Origin of the sequence: Salegentibacter maritimus, assembly GCF_016236975.1 — a bacterium.
GTDB lineage: Bacteria > Bacteroidota > Bacteroidia > Flavobacteriales > Flavobacteriaceae > Salegentibacter > Salegentibacter maritimus.
Map to the genome: position 1 here is coordinate 1 of NZ_JAEHNY010000032.1, position 448 is coordinate 448.

The 448-nt window shown below is 40.6% G+C and carries 1 pseudogene; it reads right to left on the minus strand.

Annotation, left to right across the window (positions count from 1 at the left end):
* Positions 1-448: pseudogene (locus tag I6U50_RS15765) on the minus strand (hypothetical protein); the annotation flags it as partial.

Sequence of the window (448 nt, forward strand, 5' to 3'; positions counted from 1 at the left end):
ATCGGCATTTGGTACAGCATCCCAGCTAATATTTTCACTGATGCTAACCTCGGTTGCACCGTCTAGCGGACTGGTAATTGTAGTACAATCCGGAATGCTTGGCGTTGCGAAACTTTCTGTGGTAAAACTTATTTCTTTACAGCCTGTGGCATTTCCTACCGCATTATAAGGAGTAACCGAAACATAGATTGTGGTGTTTTCAGGGAAGTCGGTTGTATGGCTATAAGTTGTTGTTGTAAGCTCGGTATTATTTACCAGATCATTTCCTCCTGGATTTGTTCCAATATTTATATAATATCCATCAGCATCTTGTACAGCATCCCAGCTAATATTTTCACTGATGCTAACCTCGGTTGCACCATCTAGCGGACTGGTAATTGTAGAACAATTTGGAATACTTGGTGTTGCGAAACTTTCTGTGGTAAAACTTATTTCTGTACATCCAGTG